The following is a 17,755-nucleotide window of genomic DNA, read 5'->3' as shown; positions in this document are numbered from 1 at the left end:
AAGCGCAGCGTTTTCTGTCTCAATCTCAAATAATGACAAAAAATTAAGTCATAAATAAAATGCTAAATCAGCTTCAGTACTAACCAACATATACTCAAAACCCGATCAACCTAAATAACCGGTGGCTTTCACCGCAAATACCCAAACAGAGCACTCGCCATAGGGAGCGCAAAACGTTTTATCTTGCCCTCACAAAATAACCCCTGGCAAAAACTTATACCTCCGTGCAAGGGCTCCACAGCTCAAAAATCAAACCGTAAAAAACCGCTCCTGCATCTCTTCCAGCCCCAGCTCTGCCAGTACAGCGGCAAGGCGCTCGGTGGGTTTGCGGCGCGGCAGATTCTTATACTGGGCGATAATCAGCTCATTTTTCATCGAATGCTCCCAGCCTACCAACTCGGTCACCGTTACTTGATAGCCGTGCGCTTCCAATTGCAGGCAACGTAATACATTGGTGATCTGGCTGCCAAATTCACGGGTGTGAATCGGATGACGCCAGATTTCTGCCAGCGGGTTCTTTAGCGATTTTGCCTTATTTTTACGCAGCACAGTCGCTACTTCGGCCTGGCAGCAGGGTACCAGCACCATAAATTTAGCCTTCTTTTTTAGCGCAAAGGCAATGGCGTCGTCAGTGGCGGTATTGCAGGCATGCAGCGCAGTCACCACATCGATTGTTTCTGGTAAAAGATCAGAATTCGTTGATTCTGCCACGGATAAATTCAGGAAAGACATACCGGGGAAGCTAAGCCGCTGGGCCAGCTCTTGTGACTTTTTAACCAGCTCATCGCGGGTTTCAATGCCATAAATATGCCCGGAACCGGGCCTGTCTTTAAAGAATAAATCGTACAGAATAAAGCCCAGATAAGACTTACCCGCACCATGGTCAACCAGAGTTACCTCAGGATGCTCCACCTGTACTTCTTTTAAAAGAGGCTCAATAAACTGATAGAGGTGGTAAACCTGCTTCAATTTACGGCGGCTATCTTGATTAAGCTTGCCGTCGCGGGTGAGGATATGTAGTTCTTTAAGTAGCTCGACCGACTGGCCGGGCTTGATTTCGTGATGTTCTGTCATGGTGCGTCCAATGGCTGAGCTTGCAGCAAGGCGCAATTCTACCCCTTCTGAGCGCTTACGACACTTTGTAAACTTGCCATGCATTACCCTAGCCTTAAACCCAGATTAGCCCTTACCAGTCATAAACATAAAGTAAGCCCAACAAGCAGATATTGTAATAATTACAGGCCATGCCTACCTGGCAAATATTGCTATATTACTTCTAACCCTGTAATTTATGACACAGAAAGCAAGGATAGTCGCCTATCAACAAATGTATACACCCTGCAAAAACAGGCCAGATTCGTGCCCTGATCCCCATTAGCGCCGCAAAAACCACAAAAAACAAACGAACAAAGAAAGCAAAGAAAGCAAAGAAAGCAAAGAAAAATATTTTATTAAGCTGACTCAACACTAAAAAAAACTTGTTACTACATTGAACAAAAACATGCCATTTAACTCAAAGCAGCTGCGTAAATATGCAAATCGCAATAATATCCAAGGAGTAAAAATGAAATCATTGACATACATTCGACCACTCACACTTTCACTGATGCTGGCTTCTGCCCTAACTTATGCGGCGGCGGATCAAAGCGGCGCGATTAAACCAGAGTCTTATGCCGTCGGTAAAACCATGACCAAGGCAGTGCAGGCCAGCATTACACCAGGCTCAGCTCTAGATATTCTAAAGGCAGGCAATGTGCGCTTTGCCAGCAATAAATCTATCAAACGCGACAATAAAAAGAATGTAATGAAAACAGGCTTGGGCCAATACCCTTTAGCCAGTGTTGTGTCCTGCATTGATTCTCGTGCGACACCAGAATTAATTTTTGATCAGGGAATTGGCGATATATTTACAGCCCGCGTAGCGGGAAACATAGTGAATGAAGATATCCTGGGCAGCCTGGAATATGCAGCCAAAGTAGCGGGCTCGCGCGTTATTGTAGTGTTAGGCCACACACACTGCGGTGCAATCAAAGGTGCATGTGATGATGTAAAAATGGGTAATCTAACCAACTTAATCGCAAAACTAAAACCAGCAGTTGAAGCAACCAAAACTGATGGCGAACGCAATTCTAAAAACCATGAATTTGTACAAAAAGTAGCCGACGAAAATGTTGAACTCACCGTGCAAAAAATCCGGGATATGAGCCCCATCCTGAAAGAGATGGAAGACAAAGGCCAGATTAAAATTGTCGGCGCCATGTATGACGTTGGCACGGGTAAAGTTACCTGGTAATTCACTAAATTACGCATAGGAAACAAATTTTGTTTCCTGCTGGCTTTTCTCCCCCGTTATAAATACGGGGGCTGAAAGAGATAATATTTAGTCGTCGGTTTAAAAACGGGGAGGCCGCTTCTGCAACTCCCCGCTTTTTACTGGTCCGCACAAATTAAACAGATCTTTACTGCCTCACCCATCTCTCAATAAAAACCACCTGCCATTGATAGCTGGCTTTAATCATATCCTTATGAAAAACAAGCAATTTTTTGATTACTGCTGCCTAAATCTGCGACAATGCACAATTAGTATTGCTCATCAAAACCATGAATCCCGCTCCTACTGCCATTTCCACCCTGCCTACAGGTGTTTTCCCACGTAAACCCGCCCCGTTTTTGCCTATGAGCCGTGCCGAAATGGACGCGCTCGGTTGGGACGAATGCGACATTATTCTGGTCACGGGTGACGCTTATATCGATCACCCCAGCTTTGGCATGGCCCTAATTGGCCGCCTGCTGGAAGCGCAGGGGCTGCGGGTCGGGATTATTTGTCAGCCAGACTGGTTGTCCGCTGACGAATTCAAAACCCTAGGTAAACCAAGGCTCTTTTTTGGCGTCACCGCGGGCAATATGGATTCGATGATTAACCGCTATACCGCCGATAAAAAACCGCGTTCTGACGATGCCTATACCGCGGGTGGCATGGGCGGCAAGCGGCCTGACCGCGCCGTTACTGTTTATTCCCAGCGCTGCCGTGAGGCTTATCCTGGCGTGCAGATTATGATTGGCGGGATTGAAGCGAGCTTGCGCCGGATTGCTCAGTACGATTACTGGAGCGATAAAGTGCGCCAATCGGCGCTAATTTACTCCAAGGCTGATATTCTATTATTTGGTAATGCCGAACGCGCCTTAGTGGAAGTCGCCCAGCGCGCAGCTGCTGGCGAAAAGCTCAAAGATATGCGGGATATTCGCGGCACCGCCTTTATGAGCCCACAGGGCTGGCTGCCCGAAGGCTGGGTGGAACTTGATTCCACTACGGTAGATACCCCAGGGCGCGTCGATAAATATATCAATCCTTATGAAATGCTGCCGGAGAAATCTGAAAAAGATATCACTTCCGCCAGCGACACCAAGGCGATTCGCCTGATCAGCAAGGCCGAGCGCATCGCCGCCAGGCAGGCCGACCGGCGGCACACAGTGATCCGTATTCCGGCCTATGAAGCCGTGGCTTTTGATCCGGTGCTGTACGCCCACGCCAGCCGCACTCTGCATCTGGAATCTAATCCCGGCAATGCGCGGGCGATGGTGCAGCAGCATGGCTCGCGGGATGTATGGATTAACCCGCCACCGATTCCGCTGGCGACCCATGAGATGGATTATATCTTTGGTCAGCATTACGCCCGGAATCCGCATCCAAGCTATGGCAAAGCCCATATTCCGGCATGGGAAATGATCCGCTTCTCGATCAACATTATGCGCGGCTGTTTTGGTGGCTGTACGTTCTGCTCGATTACCGAACACGAAGGGCGGATTATCCAGAGCCGCTCGGAAGAATCCATCCTGCAAGAAATCGTCGATATCCGCGATAAAACCAAGGGTTTTACCGGGCATATTTCCGACCTTGGCGGGCCGACGGCCAATATGTATCGCCTGTCGTGTAAAGACCCAAAAATTGAATCATCTTGTAGACGCTTAAGCTGTGTTTATCCCGGCATTTGCGAAAACCTGAATACCGATCACGCGCCGCTGATTCAGCTTTACAAAAAAGCGCGCAAGATTGATGGCGTTAAACGCATCACCATTGGCTCGGGTGTTCGCTACGATATCGCAGTGGAATCGCCTGAGTATGTAAAAGAACTTGCCACCCACCATGTATCGGGTTATTTAAAAATCGCGCCGGAACACACCGAAGAAGGGCCTTTATCCAAGATGATGAAGCCCGGCATCGGCACGTTTGAGCGCTTTCGCGAGATGTTTGATTATTACTCCGAGCAAGCAGGCAAAAAGCAGAGCTTGATTCCCTACTTTATTGCCGCCCACCCCGGCACCAGCGATGAAGATATGCTGAACCTTGCACTGTGGCTGAAGAAAAACAACTTCCAGCCCGATCAGGTACAAGCCTTTACGCCTACGCCAATGGCCATGGCAACCACCATGTGGCACACCCGCCGCAATCCTTTAAGAAAGCTGGCCAGAAGCTCGGAAAAAGTAGATGTGATCCGCGATGGCCATCGCCGCAAGGTACATAAAGCCTTTTTGCGCTATCACGATTCAGATAACTGGCCTATCCTGCGCGAAGCCTTGATCGCCATGGGCCGAAGCGAGCTGATCGGTAACACGCCCAGGCATCTGATTCCGGCTCAACAACCGGGTGAAAAGTTTGTGCACGAAAAAAACAACGTCGTAGTACGTCGTACCGATAAACCGAAAGGCAAAAAAACCTTCGGCAGAAGCCGTGATGCAGCGGCACAGGGCTCTAAAAAATAAGCGGGTCATCAAAAAACCTGTAGACACAGAGCACATGGAGCTTTAAAACAGCACCCAGAGAAAACCTAAACAGAAGCACCTGCCTGAATGCTGGGCTTACTCATCAGCTTTTCCTCTGTGTGCTCTGCGTCTACAGAACTTTTAATGCCAGAGAGGAAAATATGAATTTAGAAAACCGCATTACCGAGCTGGAAATCAAGCTGGCGCTGCAAGATGAGCTATTAGAAGAATTGAACCGCATCGTTGCTACCCAGCAGCAGCAGATGGATCAGGTAATCAATGAGTTACGCTGGTTACAGCAGCAAGAGCCAAGTGGCCCGGCGCAAAAATCACTCTTTGATGAAGTACCACCGCATTATTAATTTCTGCCCACAGAAAATTAAAAAGGGCATAGTAAGCACTAACTATGCTTGCTATGCCCTATGCACCCAGAGCTTTAAACTGGCTTTAAATAATGAACCAGCAGCTCACCAAACAACACACTAAAGCCATCCCAGAAAATCTGAATGCCAATACACATCAAAATAAATGCGGATAAGCGCAGAAAAATAATAGAACCTGTACTGCCCAATAGCTTAAGCAAACGCTCTGCATGGCGGTAGCACAGGTACAAAGAATAAGAAGTAATCGCCACAGCGGTCAGGCTGGCTAAAGGCATAGAAAACTTCTGCAAACCCGGGCCATTAAACCCCGCCCCTAAAGCAATCGCCACCGTAATTGAACCAGGGCCAACCGTAATCGGAAAGGTCAGCGGATAAAATGCCCGCTCACGTAATTCATCATTACTAGGCCGCGTTTCCCCCACCTGCAACATGCCCGCAGACTTATGACTATCATCACCTGAGCTCATCAGTTGCCAGCCTGCAGTCGCAACCAGCAAGCCTCCCGCAACACGCACAATCGGCAGCGATACACCAAAAAACTCCAGTACATAACTACCAATAAACATGCTGATCAGCAGTAAAATAAAACTATAAATTCCCACCCGCCGAGCCAGAATTGTTCGCTCTTGCGAGTTGTAATCGGCCGTCATGGTTAAAAAAATCGGCGCATGACCTGGCGGATTTAAAATAGGCATTAAAGCGCCGAAAACCAGCAACATATTGCCAAAAAATACGGTTAAGGTTTGCAGCATTTTGATTAAAACCTTGCAATAAACAGCCGATAAAAATGGCATTCTAAACGAAGAAACCCATACAAACGCCCAAACATTACTTTAGCAATTCAAAGTGAATCACATAAAAATGATCCTGCCCCGGGTAAATTTCCTTAATTAACTGCTTCAATTCGACTAAACCCATGTTTTCTTGTGCTGCATGCAGCGGCGTTAGATCTGCCCAATTCACTTGAGTTACCGACAAAACCTGCATACGGCAAAACCATAAACCTTCTTCCAAAGTACTCACTTCCAGAATATCGCCAGCTTGCACATTTGCTTCGCTGGCATCCCGGATAGTGATGGTTTTGCGCTCAGCAAGGATATCGTTAACGAAGCGCTTAAAAAAAGTAATCTTTTGCATGTCATTCTTCCCGAAAAATATAAACTACAGGCTCTATAAGCTAACAGCTCTGCCTGTATAAAAATATGACTACACAGCCAGGCAACAAACCATCAAACCATTTGTTGATCAAAGGCTTATAAATAGCCTCTCTTATAAGTGCGATATAGGCAGCCACAAAAAATGTAGTTGTACTACTTTAATTTATGCTATAAAATCCGTAGTAATACTACAATCATACTGGAGATTAACCATGATCAGCTTATTAGGCAGCCTTTACCACTTCTTCTTTTCTACATCACAAAATATTACTATTAATACCCGTGTAAACCGCATCGCCACAATTGATGGCTCGGAAAAAATTGACGGGCTGGTCATGAAAGTTGAGGGCGGTCGCGCCCGTGTCTGCTGGAATAAAGGCGAAAAAACCCAGGAAGACTTAAGAAACCTCGTAACTGTTGTCGACTGATTTCAGTAACACAAATAAATCAAAAAAGGCTGACCAAAATCAGCCTTTTTTCATGAATAGCTTTAACCCGCCTGGCCACCCAGATTGCCAGCAAAAGATATAGTCTAAAAACATCCCCGAGCAACGTCTAGCAATAAGCATAGCCTGTATGCGGTATTGCGGATTAAGTGAGAAAAAACAAGCTGAAAGCATCCTGCCCCCTCAAGAAAAATCAAGATACTGCCGATAAGCAATAAATAACTTTTGGGCAACAGGCCATGACCCCGCTCTCTCTGCTAGGTAATCACGTAAATTCCAACCTATACGCATCTTCTGCAAAGAGCCCCATCGTCCACACGCAAGCGGGCCAGCCTGAAACCATAGTACAAAAAAACGATGATGTACTGGCCACACGCGCTGAAGAACTGAGCAAAGCCACCACCGGTTTGGCACAGAATTTAATGCAAGGGTTTGCCCGACAACTCTTGGGTGATGCCGCCGATGGCATGATGTTTCAGTTTGAGGTGGCCGAGCTTAGCAGCTCATCCAATTTTGCCGCAGCAGCCCGGCAAAGTGCCAATAGTGCAGCGGCTGGTTTTCGATTAGAAGACACCAGCCACTTTAATGGCAAAGGTAAACTCTTTACCGCCGATGGACGCCAATTCGAGTTTGAGATTGATGTGCGATACCAATCCATAATCGAAGGGTCCAGCACCAGCAGCTTCCAGCCTGCTCCCCAGCCCGTAAATATTCCGATAAGCCATCTGAACGCACAATTCACAGATACGGCAGACAAGCTATTAAAACGATTAAGCAGCGAGCCTAAACATCAGCCATTTCAATTATTAAAACAGGGAGAAGATGGCAAATCACTGCTAAAACTATTGGGAGATATAAGCTTACAACTACTTAACCTACCCGGTGGCCCACGATATTTGGATTTAAGCTCAGGCAGCCCGGAACAAAGTTTCCAGGAACAAGCTTAATACAAAAACTGATCCCAGCTCGGATTGCTACCAAAACGTTCAGCCAGAAAATCTAAAAAACTACGCAAAACATTAGGCATATGACGCCTGGATGTATAGAGGCCATAAATTCCTAATTCGTCCGACTGATAATCCGGCAATAAATGCACTAACTCACCCGATTCCAAGTAGCGTGCAGCACTAAAAGTTGGCTGATGCACAATTCCTGCCCCTGCCAAAGCAGCTTGCAAAATTACATTTGCATCATTCGCGCTAATTGCACCTGTCACATTCACAACAAAAGACTTACTATTTCTAGTGAAGCGCCAGCCATTCTTGCCAAAAAAAACATGATTTAAACATTGATGTTGCAATAAGTCTTCTGGATGAGTGGGAGTGCCATGCTTTGCCAAATATGCAGGTGTTGCACACACAACAGATCGGCAAATGCTTAATTTTCGGGCAATCAGGCTGGGATCAACATCGTTGGTAATCCGGATCGCTAGATCAATTCGCTCATCAACCAAGTTAATACTTCTGTCCCCCACAATCAGCTCGACCTGAGTATCCGGGTACTGTCCTACAAAGGCTGCAGCTGCTGCTGCTAAATACGATTGAGCAAAAGAATTGCTACTGGCTACACGGATCAAGCCATGCGGGGCAGCATTCAAGTTATGCGTAAGCCCCTGCACATCATCAGCCAGCTCCAGCATCTTGCGGCAGTGCGGTAAAGCATCCTGCCCGGCACTGCTAAGGCTTAGGCTACGTGTGGATCGGTGCAATAATCTGGCCCCTAACCACGTTTCCAGCTCGGCCAGATAGCGGGAAACCATCGCTCGCGACATATCCAGCTTATCTGCCGCAGCAGTTAAGCTGCCCTGATCAACCACCTCCATAAACACACGCATTGCAGTTAGCCTGTCCATCATTCTTGTAACAGCATGCGCCGCTCCTTTTTTTGCTGATTAGTCATTCGCTCGAATTATGCAACAAACTAACGCGTGATCTAGGGTTTTTCTGCGTACGGTAGACCGCTAATCTAGCATTCATTGCCAAACCAAAGATTACCAAGGAAATAAATCATGCTGAAATCTGCTACCGTTTTACCCACACTCGCTCTTGCCATTGCTGTCATTACTGGAGCACAAGCAGCCGATACACCTTTAAAGCTCGAAGTCTATGCAAACCCAGACCCCAGCACCTTTGGCGTAGCCTCTACCCTGGTAACAGGAAAAACCGAAGCCATCCTGATTGACGCACAATTTACCCTGGCCGACGCCCATCGCGTCGTAGCCAACGTGCTGGCCAGTGGCAAAAAACTGACCACGGTTTACATCAGTCACGGCGATCCTGATTACTACTTCGGCCTTGAAGTGATTACCCAGGCTTTCCCTGGAGTAAAAGTAGTAGCAAGTGCACCAACCATCGCCCACATCAGGCAAACACTGCCAAAGAAAATCGCTTACTGGGGCCCGATCCTGGGTAGCAATGCACCTAAAAATCCAATCGTTCCGAAGCAATTGTCTGGCAATACGCTAACGATTGATGGTGAGAAATTAGAAGTAATCGGCCTGGATGGCAGTAATGCAGAGCACAGCTTTGTATGGATTCCATCAATTAAAACAATTGCTGGTGGTGTATCGGTATTTGGTAATTTCCACCTGTGGACAGCAGACGATGCATCTGTAGCCAAACGTGCACAATGGTTGAAAGTCCTCGATAAGATGGAAGATTTAAAGCCAGAAGTAGTGATTCCAGGCCACTTTAAAGCAGGCACAACTTTTACCGTTGAGCACCTGCAATACAACCGTGAATACCTGAAAGCCTACGATCTTGAGCTGGCAAAAGCCAAAGACTCTGCAGCATTGATCTCTGCCATGAAAAAACGCTATCCGGATGCAGGCCTTGGCATGGCGCTGGAAATTGGTGCTAAGGTCAATAAGGGCGAAATGAAGTGGTAAAACAGACGGCCCCATAAAATAAAGAGTCCGGAAAAATCCGGGCTCTTTGCATTTAATGAGCCAATGGGCTGACTTCTCTGGGCTTGGCTGCGACAACAGCCAAATGTACCGCATCATCTTGCAAACCATGCCAAAAAACGTGTGCAGCCACTGCATGACTATGATCATTAATTTGCTGCCAGGCCCGTACCGCATCACTTGCCATCTCGAACATCACAATCGAATGATGCTCTTCCAGAGCCTGCGCCACGATGATCATGCCTACATCACTTAAATAATCAATTAAAGCACCTCGTGATTTAGTTGTTCGTTCATCGGTTGTATCGTAGGTTAGGAACAAAACTGCATCGCTCAATTGTGCAGACACAGTACGAATAAAATCAACCCGGGACAAAATACTCACCTTGCCGCATGAACTCTCAATCTTCATGATGAAACTCCTTCGCCTCAAGCAAACCTTTACTGTGTTCTAGCAGATATAAATCTGCACGCGGGCAAAGAGAGCACACATTACCTCCAGCTAAAACGAGATAAGTCATAAACAAAATGCAGATTAATCGTAAGCTATTTAAAGGCAGGAACCAGCATGGCACAGACAGCTTTAATTATCAGTGGGGGCGCTCCAAACTCCACCTTGATTGCAGGTGCTTTAGAAGCCTTTCATGAACTTGGGGTACAGATCGATGTAATATCCACAGCGGGAGCCGGAGCCCTGCTTGGCCTAATGTATATAGCCCCGAAAAACGGCGATGTTGTAAGCACTTTGCGTGGATTAAAAGAGATGGGTGTGGCAGATTTTATCTACCGTGCTTTTCCGGTTAATTTTAAAGTTTTTCATAAACCTGGTCCTATGGCCGCAGCCTATCGTCAGACACTTAATCCGTTGCTACAAATGGTGCAGCAATGGCCCGCCAGTAATGAATGGGCACAAACCCTAAAAGACAGTACCACCCTGACTTTAGCCAGTGCCTGCCCCAGTAATCTGTGCAGCAACTCTCTCGGCCTCTGCGCCCACATCCCTTTTGCCGAGCAAATTATTGACTTTAATAGCCTGCAAACCAGTCGCACCGATTTTTGGCTCAATGCTTATAACCTCAGCCAGCACCAAATGGAAAACTGGCCACACAAAAAGATTGATGTACTACACTTACAAGCAGCACTGTCTTTCCCCTATATTTATCCCCCTACCGAAATCAATGGTGACTTTTATATTGAAGGGGCCGCCATTGACTGCCTTAATTTTAAAGGCCTGCGCCAAAACTACCCGGAATTAAAAGAAATTATTATCTTTAATTTGCTTGGTGCGGAAAAATTACTCCGAAAACCAAAAGACTTATACGATGCGTGGGTTATGTCTATCATTACCCCTCTGGTTGAAATTGCCAGAGATGATATTAAACTATTTGAAGCATTACATAGCGACGGGATTAAACTGTATAAAGTTCCATTAATTGACGCCATTGCCAACAAAGACCTTCCAGATGTCTTTAACTGGTCAAGAAGCAATATGGACCGGCTTTACCAAACCGGCTATCAAACAGCAAAAGCCTATGCCAAAATCAACTTGAATCATTTAATTAAAAAATAAAATTAATAATTAACAGGTGAGTTTAAATTAATCACCGTTCTTTTATTTAAATTAAGCCCTTTTACCTTAGAAAAAAGAAACTGATCAAAAAGGCGGCGCTGTAAGCCACTTGCCAGTGCCGCTTGTAATGCTTTTTCAATCTGCCCTCTAAGCTGTGGGTAGCGGGGTGAAACATAAAAGACAAAATCACGCTCATAATTTAAAAGTAAACCAGGCTCTATTTCCAAATCCGGATGTGAGGCTAGATCATCTAAAGCTTCTATCGCTCCACGTGGCAAATAATCAACATCCCGATTACCCGCCGTAACTAACTTGAATAATATTTGCCAGTCCCCGATCTGCTCATAAACCGGTAATTGATTTTCTTTCCAGACCATGACATCAAACCACCCCTGAGCCATACCTGCACGCTTATTTGTTGCCTGTAAATCTGCCAAGGTTTTTACTTTGGAAAAGGCAGCCGCCCGCCCCTTTTTAACAAGTAATAAACGCTGGCCAATTAAACCAAAACTTAAAGGCACATTAACCCGCAAAAACCGCTTATCCCTTTCCGCAGTTTGCAAAAGCCAGTGGGCAGATAACTCCCCGCTTTCTAATAATTTATACACACGCAGTAATGGCATTTCCGGTTCCGAAACAAGGCTAACTCTATGCCCTTCCAGCTGTAACGACTCCTGCAATAAGCGATGATAATATTGTTGCTGCTGATCACGCCTGCCCATTAAATGAAGCTCAATTCTCTCTGCATAAGCAAAATCTATCAGCAGCAAAAGAACAATGCTTAATTTATACATAACTTTAACCTCTAGTTTCTCTTAATCTATAGTAGATTAAAACCAAACAAAGCTCATATTCCTTTTAGCCGCTCACCTATAGATAAAAATAAAGAAACAGCAAATCCTGCCTAAGATAAAAACTCGGCACATTCTGGATCACAGAGATGAACTACTTAATACGATTAATGCGCTCGCTCAGCTACCCTGGCCGGTTTGCCGTAATGGGCCTGGTCATCGCAATGGGTATTTGTTTTCTGGGCTACTCTCTTTATAAAGTCACTGAAACTAACCGTCTTTTCTCTGCCCGTGAACAACAGGGAATGGCGTATATCCAGCCGTGGCTTAGTTTACAAAACAGCTTGCAGCCACTGCGCTCGACCAAAGTAGCAGAATTATCCGTTAATGATAGCGAGTGGGTCAGCGAGTTTGAAAAAATACTTTCCAATGCTGAACAAATCCAAATAGTACAAGATTTAGGCTTTGATGCTAAAAGAGATGCCATGCGCCAGGCGTGGGAAGAATTTCGCAAGCAAAATGCCACAAACCCCAAAGATGCAGAGCAAAGCTATGCCAGGTTATCCAGCCTTATTACCCAACATATTTCTGATGCTTGTGATCAATCCAACCTCACCCTGGACCCTGATATCGACACCTATTACCTGATGGATACCGTCTGCTTTCGCCTGCCTGCCTATCAGGATTTACTGGGTGAACATATGGCACGCAGCGCTATCAGTTTAAAAATTGGACAAGCTGGTCAGACTACCCGTCTAATTGAACTTAGGCCAATGGCCCAGCAAAATCTGGACCTTAGTACAGGGAATTTAATCAGGGTCGGTAATTACAATACAGAAATGAATAAGCACTTTGATAACGCTTTAAATGCAATGAGCAGCCAATATAACAAACTGCAAAGCGAACTAAGCCCTCAAGCACTGGAAAACCTAAAAGCCGATGCCCTGCCCTCTCTCTTACAGAGGCACGCTCAAGGCAGTAAAGCACAGCAAGAGCTGAGTCAAAGCCTGCAAGCCGCACTCAATAAACTTTTACAAGTACGGGTTGATGACCTGACTCAGAAACGCAATTACTATGTTGGTGCAGCTATTATGGCCCTCATACTAATCAGCTTACTTGGCTGGGCCTTTTATCGTGCTCTCAGTATGCAGCTTGGCAGTGACCCAAATACCGTTGTTGCCCTGGTCAAGCTGATTGCTGCAGGTAATTTAGCGGTACCAATCCCGCCTTCAGATCAGGGAAGTCTGCTTCAAGCAATTGATAGTATGCAAAAAGACTTACGCAGCATGGTGGCAGAAACACAAATCGCCACCACTTTGCTGGGAGATATCGCAATTGAATACGCCAAAACAGTTGCAAGCATTGCAGATATGGCGATCAGGCAAAGTGAAACAACCCAGATGGTATCCAGCGCGGTTGAACAACTTTCTACCAGCATTGCCGAAAGTGCATCCCATGCCAGCAGCGCACTGGAATTAGGGACCCAATCAGAAACACAAGCGCTCCAAAGCGTAGCGGAAGTGGACTCAGCGTTTGGCCAGATGCAGCAAATAGCCGACAGCATAAACGCCGTATCCACCAGTATTAATCATCTGAGCGTTGAATCAACGCGGATTTCATCACTGGTAGGAGTTATCCGGGAAATTGCCGACCAGACAAATCTGCTGGCACTTAATGCCGCCATTGAAGCCGCACGCGCAGGAGAACAGGGCCGTGGCTTTGCCGTTGTTGCCGATGAAGTGCGTAAACTAGCCGAAAGAACATCCAGCTCTTCGGCAGAAATTGTCGGGGTTTTAGGAAAAGTCCAACATGCTACACAGGATGCGGTAAACAGTATGAATCACAGTGTGGCGGAAGTAGAACGGAACAGCCACACATCAAAAAAGGTAAGTGCGTCAGTGAATGCCATGAGAGAACAAATGAGTGGTGTAGTCGGACAATTACGCGCGATCAGCGACACCCTGCTTGAACAACGCACCGCCAGTGAACATGTAGCCCTGCATGTTGAAACCATTGCCAGAGAAGCAGATGGCAGCCGCACCTACACCGAAAAAGGCCTGCACGCCTCTAAAGAGCTACAGCAGGTAGCATCTCGCTTACAGGAAAGTGTGAGCAAATTAAAGGTTTAATCATCAGCCAGAAATGTAAAGAGCGATAAATTGTATTCGTAAAACCGCTTCTGAAAAAAGACCAAGCGAGCCTGGATAATTTAATCAGGCGGGATGCTTTTACGCTGAAAAATCCATACCCCGGCCTTTAATTCAGGTGGCAGCACCAGTTTGCTAAGCGCAGTATTTTCCTGCCAATCAAATCCCGTTTGTGCTTCATAATCGACCCAGTTGCCGGTAATAAAGCGTGAATGGCTGCCAATCACAATATAAGTTTCCACGCTACGAGTGCGGAATATCTGTTTTTCAAAACGATTTCCCGAAGGGGGCCACGAACAAATCACTACCTGCGGATTAAATCGGGCAATGGCGGCGGCGGCGTCCAAACGCTGCACCGCTTCAGGATATTGCACCACTTTTCCCCAGCTAAAATCATCGCTAGCCGTGATATCCACATTTTTATCACTTAAAAACCGGCTAAGCGTACCGTCCCCTGCGGCAATCTCCAGGCAACTACGCTGGCCAATAATCCGGGTTAGGCCTGCAATTAACTCTCGGCTATAAAAACAATAAATCCCGCGTTTTTCTACCAGAGGCATTAGGAGCCGCTTTTGCCATAACAGCGGCCAAACGCACTTAAATGCCCGCATCGAAACCGGTTTTCTGACTAAATCATGCTTAAATAAAAGCTTTTGTGCCAGAAAACCATTAAAGAAATTAAACCTGACTTTGCCCTGATACACGCCCGTTGCGGCAGAAAAAGCATATTGGCGCAGGGCCAGTTCAGCCATACGCTGACGAACTTGAGCATGTACAAAGTCGTCAAAAGCCCGGCCATTTCGCTCGCCTGATAAAAACCGCGCATCTGGCTTAACGCGCTGAGAAGAACGCTCGACCAACTGCTTAAGCTCGGCTGGATTACGCCGCGCAAACACCGATGCCAGCTCCTCACGTACAAGGAGCCAATCCTCCGGGCAAGCCTCACTTAAAGCCGCCAAACCCGGCCCGCTCTGCAACCACTGCCATCGCTGCTCGGGCGTTTTAGTATTCAAAGCACTGCTCCTGACTCATGAATCTTAAACCACAGAGAAAAACACAAGCAAAGCCAGGTTTTCTCCATGAAACTTCGTGTCCTCTGTGCCCTCCGTAGTTCAAGATCTGGGTTTTGAGTGGTGGTTATTTTCTGGCGTGCGAGCATAAAAAAATGCAAACCGGCGGGCCAGTTTGCATTAAAAGGTAATCTTACTCACCAACTTGCATGCAGACTGAAATAAACTTACTTTCCGCCCAATGTTTCCAGTACTTCCCACTTACCGTCTTTCACTTTGTACACTGTCAGGCTACCGTCTTGCAAATCGCCTTTGTCATCAAAGCTGATATTGCTGGAAGTCACTCCGCTGTGCTTGATTTTAGCCAGTACCGGCAAATATTTAGCCGGGCTGGCCGAACCGGCAGCCTGCATTGCGGCCAGCATCAGGCGGGTAGAGTCATAACCGTATGGAGTATAAATTTCTAGCTCACCGTATTTGGCTTTATAACGAGCCGCAAAATCTTTACCGCCCGGCATCAGATCCAGAGGCTGGCCAGCCAGTGCGGCAACAGTGCCTTCTGCATCCGGGCCAGCTAATTTCAGGAAGGTATCCGAGCGGGTCATTTCACCAGAAACAATCGGTGCATTAATGGCTAGGCGTTTCTTTTGACGCGCCATAGGACCGGACTGCGCATCAGAGCCACCGTAAAAAATGACATCCGGCTTAGTGCCTTTGATAGAAGTAAGAATCGAGGTGAAATCTGTCTCTTTATCACTGGTAAACTCGCGCTTCACAATTTCTGCACCGGCAGCCTTAGCAGCTTTTTCAAACTCATCAGCCAAACCCTGTCCATAAGCAGAACGATCATCAATGATGGCGATTTTCTTAGCACCTAGCTTTTCTACCGTGTATTTACCGATAACCGAGCCAAGCTGTGAATCAGAAGTCAGCGAACGAAAGGCCGTTTTAAAACCTTGAGCCGTATAAGCAGGCGCAGTGGCCATCGCAATTTGCGGTAGGCCTGCATCTGAGTAGATTTTGGAAGCTGGAATCGCACAGCCAGAATTAAAGTGCCCGATAATCCCGGCTACTTTTCTATCTACAAATTTCTCGGCAACCTGAGTGGCTGTTTTGGGATCTGCCATATCATCTTCAGCCACCAGTTCAAACTTAACAGGCTTGCCATCCAGCGTGGGTTTAGTTTCGTTTACATCATCAATCGCCAGTTGCACGCCATTTTGGTAGCCCTTGCCATAATGCGCTTGTGGCCCTGTCAGCGGCGCTGCAAAACCAATTTGTACGACCGATAAATCGCCAGCAGATACGGCAGCAGGGGCCGGAGCAGATGCCCCGGTATTGCTTTCCGGTTTTTGACCACACGCTGTCAGCGCCAAAGCAAGAGCTGCAGATAGCACGGCTGATTTCTGAACAAATTGCATAAAAACTCCCCTCGAATGTGTCCACACAATGTGGGCGCGTTCATTTTTTACAGCAATCGGGATTTTCCTGAACAAGCACAGAGCACAGAATGCTAGCCAAAAAAAATCAAGCCATAACAACGCTAAAACGCGAGCTACGGCTTGAATTTACGGCAGCAAAAAATACCTAAATAAGCTGCTGTTTTATTTTTGCAATTGCTTTAGCTGCTCAATACTAGGCGCAAAAAATGCGGCCCCCGTTACTGCGCGCGTGAAATTAAGCAAATGATCAACTCTGCCATCTGATGTAGGCGCGACCATTCTGGTCAGCATTTTTTCAAACACCAGGGGAGTTTTACAGTAGGAAATAAAATAAAGTCCCTTTTCTCCACCGGGCTGACCATAAGGCATGGAGTGCCTGAGCATCGCCAGCTCTTCACCATCCTCCTCAATAATCACCCGACTAATGTGGGCAGTGTGCGGCCGATCCTCATCGGCGATTTCTTCATTACTTTCCTTACTACGCCCAATCACTGCTTCTTGCTGGCGCACCGGAAGTTTTTTCCATTGCTCCATACGGTGCACATAGCGCTGCAGGTGAATATAACTGCCCCCACCCCAATCACCATCCACCAGTAATGCAACTTCTGCACGCTCCTCACCTACCGGATTTTCAGTCCCATCCACAAAGCCGGTCAGATCACGTGCATCCCGGTAGCGAAAACCATGTACCGTTTCGATCACATCCAGCCATTCCGACATTTCAGCGCTCAACTGATCTGCAAATTCATGCAGCAGATCATAGCGCTCGCCACGTAAATGGAGCAAAACATCGACTTCACTAACCGGCGCGGGATGAATCGCCCCTGAAATGGAAGGAAAATCCCGCAATAAAACAGGCTTGCTGCTGTAGAGCTCGGGCCAGACATGAGAGCCAAACGCAAGCACTCCGCTTGCCTGTGGATCCTCGCCCTGCAATTGAGTAATCCGATCTGAAACACTGGCTAGCAACGCCTTTAACCGCGCATCGGCACGCCTGCCCAGCCTCCGCCTAAACAAGGTAAATAGTGCGTGCCCATTGGCAGGAGGAAGAATTCCACTTTGTGGAGTCATGCTTTAATCCTTAAACAAATATCTCAGACATCGGGCGAGGCTACCCCGCCTTACAAAACAATAATGCTATCA

Annotated in this window: 17 protein-coding genes; 8 read left to right on the top strand and 9 right to left on the bottom strand. The window is 46.8% G+C overall.

The genetic code is table 11. The features are described from left to right. Nucleotides 1–249: 249 nt before the first annotated feature. Nucleotides 250–1,074, bottom strand: coding sequence for a class I SAM-dependent methyltransferase (locus EJO50_RS13865; protein ID WP_125976523.1), 825 nt, complete (start codon nucleotides 1,072–1,074; stop codon nucleotides 250–252). A gap of 490 nt (nucleotides 1,075–1,564) precedes the next feature. Between EJO50_RS13865 and EJO50_RS13860 the strand changes: the two genes are divergently transcribed. The 3 genes from EJO50_RS13860 to EJO50_RS13850 all read left to right on the top strand — a co-directional run bounded on the left by EJO50_RS13860 (nucleotide 1,565) and on the right by EJO50_RS13850 (nucleotide 5,123). Then, nucleotides 1,565–2,293, top strand: a complete 729-nt coding sequence (locus EJO50_RS13860) for a carbonic anhydrase family protein (RefSeq protein WP_206434397.1) — start codon at nucleotides 1,565–1,567, stop codon at nucleotides 2,291–2,293. A 308-nt stretch (nucleotides 2,294–2,601) separates the two neighbouring features. Continuing rightward, nucleotides 2,602–4,761, top strand: a complete 2,160-nt coding sequence (locus tag EJO50_RS13855) for a YgiQ family radical SAM protein (RefSeq protein ID WP_125975118.1) — start codon at nucleotides 2,602–2,604, stop codon at nucleotides 4,759–4,761. Between the two features lie 161 nt (nucleotides 4,762–4,922). Beyond that, nucleotides 4,923–5,123, top strand: a complete 201-nt coding sequence (locus EJO50_RS13850; protein ID WP_125975116.1) for a SlyX family protein — start codon at nucleotides 4,923–4,925, stop codon at nucleotides 5,121–5,123. A gap of 74 nt (nucleotides 5,124–5,197) precedes the next feature. Here EJO50_RS13850 and EJO50_RS13845 read toward each other — a convergent pair whose 3' ends face one another. Together EJO50_RS13845 and yqfB are read right to left on the bottom strand one after the other, a co-directional pair. Then, nucleotides 5,198–5,896 (bottom strand): MarC family protein, encoded by a 699-nt coding sequence (locus EJO50_RS13845; RefSeq protein WP_233702094.1) that lies wholly within the window; start codon nucleotides 5,894–5,896, stop codon nucleotides 5,198–5,200. Between the two features lie 76 nt (nucleotides 5,897–5,972). After that, entirely contained in the window at nucleotides 5,973–6,281 is a 309-nt protein-coding gene (yqfB, locus tag EJO50_RS13840) for a N(4)-acetylcytidine aminohydrolase (protein WP_125975113.1), read from the bottom strand. 232 nt (nucleotides 6,282–6,513) lie between these two features. Between yqfB and EJO50_RS13835 the strand changes: the two genes are divergently transcribed. Together EJO50_RS13835 and EJO50_RS13830 are read left to right on the top strand one after the other, a co-directional pair. Continuing rightward, a complete protein-coding gene (locus tag EJO50_RS13835) occupies nucleotides 6,514–6,729 on the top strand; it encodes a hypothetical protein (protein ID WP_125975111.1) in 216 nt (71 codons plus the stop codon). A gap of 257 nt (nucleotides 6,730–6,986) precedes the next feature. Continuing rightward, entirely contained in the window at nucleotides 6,987–7,694 is a 708-nt protein-coding gene (locus tag EJO50_RS13830) for a hypothetical protein (RefSeq protein ID WP_125975108.1), read from the top strand. Here the strand turns inward: EJO50_RS13830 and EJO50_RS13825 are convergent. Next, on the bottom strand, nucleotides 7,691–8,581 hold the full coding sequence (locus tag EJO50_RS13825) for a LysR family transcriptional regulator (protein WP_308418403.1): 891 nt from the start codon (nucleotides 8,579–8,581) through the stop codon (nucleotides 7,691–7,693). The two genes, EJO50_RS13830 and EJO50_RS13825, sit on opposite strands and share 4 nt — an antisense overlap. A 174-nt stretch (nucleotides 8,582–8,755) precedes the next feature. Between EJO50_RS13825 and EJO50_RS13820 the strand changes: the two genes are divergently transcribed. Continuing rightward, complete coding sequence (locus tag EJO50_RS13820) at nucleotides 8,756–9,634, top strand: MBL fold metallo-hydrolase (RefSeq protein ID WP_125975105.1); 879 nt, start codon at nucleotides 8,756–8,758, stop codon at nucleotides 9,632–9,634. Nucleotides 9,635–9,686: 52 nt separating this feature from the next. On the opposite strand, the gene EJO50_RS13815 is transcribed toward EJO50_RS13820, so the two are convergent. Continuing rightward, nucleotides 9,687–10,064 (bottom strand): hypothetical protein, encoded by a 378-nt coding sequence (locus EJO50_RS13815; protein ID WP_125975103.1) that lies wholly within the window; start codon nucleotides 10,062–10,064, stop codon nucleotides 9,687–9,689. A gap of 156 nt (nucleotides 10,065–10,220) precedes the next feature. Between EJO50_RS13815 and EJO50_RS13810 the strand changes: the two genes are divergently transcribed. After that, entirely contained in the window at nucleotides 10,221–11,222 is a 1,002-nt protein-coding gene (locus EJO50_RS13810; RefSeq protein ID WP_125975100.1) for a patatin-like phospholipase family protein, read from the top strand. A 2-nt stretch (nucleotides 11,223–11,224) separates the two neighbouring features. Here the strand turns inward: EJO50_RS13810 and EJO50_RS13805 are convergent, their stop codons facing one another. Next, complete coding sequence (locus EJO50_RS13805) at nucleotides 11,225–12,016, bottom strand: transporter substrate-binding domain-containing protein (RefSeq protein ID WP_125975098.1); 792 nt, start codon at nucleotides 12,014–12,016, stop codon at nucleotides 11,225–11,227. A gap of 146 nt (nucleotides 12,017–12,162) precedes the next feature. Between EJO50_RS13805 and EJO50_RS13800 the strand changes: the two genes are divergently transcribed. After that, the gene (locus tag EJO50_RS13800) at nucleotides 12,163–14,142 is read left to right on the top strand and encodes a methyl-accepting chemotaxis protein (RefSeq protein ID WP_125975095.1); all 1,980 of its coding nucleotides are present in this window, start codon (nucleotides 12,163–12,165) and stop codon (nucleotides 14,140–14,142) included. A gap of 80 nt (nucleotides 14,143–14,222) precedes the next feature. Here EJO50_RS13800 and EJO50_RS13795 read toward each other — a convergent pair whose 3' ends face one another. The 3 genes from EJO50_RS13795 to EJO50_RS13785 all read right to left on the bottom strand — a co-directional run bounded on the left by EJO50_RS13795 (nucleotide 14,223) and on the right by EJO50_RS13785 (nucleotide 17,683). Next, complete coding sequence (locus EJO50_RS13795; protein ID WP_125975092.1) at nucleotides 14,223–15,173, bottom strand: SAM-dependent methyltransferase; 951 nt, start codon at nucleotides 15,171–15,173, stop codon at nucleotides 14,223–14,225. 224 nt (nucleotides 15,174–15,397) lie between these two features. Next, a complete protein-coding gene (locus EJO50_RS13790; RefSeq protein WP_125975089.1) occupies nucleotides 15,398–16,591 on the bottom strand; it encodes a branched-chain amino acid ABC transporter substrate-binding protein in 1,194 nt (397 codons plus the stop codon). 183 nt (nucleotides 16,592–16,774) lie between these two features. Further along, nucleotides 16,775–17,683 carry a Dyp-type peroxidase gene (locus tag EJO50_RS13785; protein WP_125975087.1) on the bottom strand — a complete coding sequence of 303 codons (909 nt, stop codon included), beginning with the start codon at nucleotides 17,681–17,683 and terminating at the stop codon, nucleotides 16,775–16,777. Between the last annotated feature and the right edge of the window lie 72 nt (nucleotides 17,684–17,755).

This window comes from Iodobacter ciconiae, assembly GCF_003952345.1.
GTDB lineage: Bacteria > Pseudomonadota > Gammaproteobacteria > Burkholderiales > Chitinibacteraceae > Iodobacter > Iodobacter ciconiae.
This window is presented reverse-complemented; position numbering and strand designations above follow the sequence as displayed.